Raw genomic sequence first — 1670 nt, 5'->3', positions numbered from 1 at the left:
TGATATGCTCCCCTATAGGTAGACAGATTAAAAAATAAAAATCTGGCTACTTATGGGGGAGTATTTATTATGTCTAAAAGATCTTACTCTGCAGAAGAGAAATACGAAATATTAAAGGAATTAGATGAGAATTATTCAACATATGATCTTGAATCAAAATACAACGTGCACCATTCAACGATTTTGGACTGGAAGCACAAGTATGATAGGCATGGTTTGGAAGGTCTAAAAGAGTCTTCTACTTGGAAAAAGTATTCTAAGGAATTGAAGCTAGCTGCCATTAGAGATTGTCTGTCTGGAAAGTATTCGATACGTGAGGTTGCTAGATTGTATGAAATATCGGATGCTTCCGTCCTCAGAGGTTGGATAAAGAAGTATAATAGTCATAGAGATTTAAAGGATACGTCAAAAGGAAGGACGAGCTCTATGACTAAAGGAAGAAAAACGACTTGGGATGAACGAGTACAGATTGTACTTGATTGCTTAGGGAACGGAAAAGATTATCAAGAGGCAGCTAATACGTATAATGTTTCATACCAACAGGTTTATCAATGGGTTAAGAAGTATGAAGATGGCGGAGATGAAGCGCTGAAAGATAAACGTGGTCATAATAAAGAAGAGGCTAAGCTAACTCCAGAAGAGAAAATAAAACTTGAAATGAAAAAGTTAGAAAGAGATAATGAACGATTACGTGCAGAGAATTTATTCTTAAAAAAGTTAGAGGAGATCGAAAGGAGGCGAAACTAAGCCAAATCCGATTTGAGGATAAGTATGTCGCTATTCAAGAGCTTTACCAGAACGAAGGTTTAAGCGTTAGTTTACTTTGTGAAATTGCCGGTATTGCACGATCTGCATACTATAAGTGGCTTAATCGTACTCCTTCATCCCGAGAATTACTGAATGAAGAAATCATCAAAGAGATGAAAATTCTCCATGAAAAAGTTGATGGCATATTTGGTTATCGTCAAATGACCCTTCATATGAATAGAAAGTTCGAAGAGGAACTTAATCATAAAAGAATCTATCGACTGATGAAAGTGGCTGGATTACGTTCTGTCATTCGTGTCAAGAAGAAGCAATATAAACGCTCTACACCTCAACATGTGGCAGAAAACATATTAGATCGGGAATTTACCGCGGAAAAACCAAATGAAAAATGGGTTACAGATGTAACAGAATTTAAGTATGGCCAATCAAAGAAGGCTTATTTAAGTGCGATTCGTGATCTTTACGATGGATCAATTGTAAGTTATGTTTTAGGACATTCCAATAATAATCAGCTTGTATTCAAGACGCTTGACCAAGCTACAGTATTATTAGATGGGGAGCATCCTCTTATCCATAGTGATCGTGGGTTCCAGTACACTTCAAAAGGATTTAAGCGCAAAATAGACGCAGCAAAGATGACACAAAGTATGTCACGAGTTGGTCGGTGTATTGATAATGGACCAATGGAATCTTTTTGGGGAACACTGAAATGTGAGAAGTATTATTTACATCAATATAAGACCTTTGAGGAACTTTCTCTTGCGATAGGTGAATACATCCATTTTTATAATTATGATAGATACCAAAAACGATTAAACGGCCTTAGCCCTATGGAATATAGAGCTAAAGCCGCTTAAATCATTTTTATTATTTCCACTGTCTACTTGACAGGGGGCAGTTCA

1 protein-coding gene is annotated in these 1670 nt (G+C 36.5%); it reads left to right on the top strand.

What is annotated here, in order from left to right:
- Positions 1-69 precede the first annotated feature (69 nt).
- Positions 70-1625 (top strand): IS3 family transposase gene (locus tag D3H55_RS23560; RefSeq protein ID WP_119549764.1). Its coding sequence is split into 2 segments (ribosomal slippage): positions 70-709 and positions 709-1625, totalling 1557 coding nucleotides; the frame shifts between segments, so codons are not numbered across the junction.
- The last annotated feature ends 45 nt before the right edge of the window (positions 1626-1670 follow it).

It is taken from the genome of Bacillus salacetis, from assembly GCF_003581585.1.
In the GTDB taxonomy this organism is placed as follows: domain Bacteria; phylum Bacillota; class Bacilli; order Bacillales; family Bacillaceae_B; genus Rossellomorea; species Rossellomorea salacetis.
This window is presented reverse-complemented; position numbering and strand designations above follow the sequence as displayed.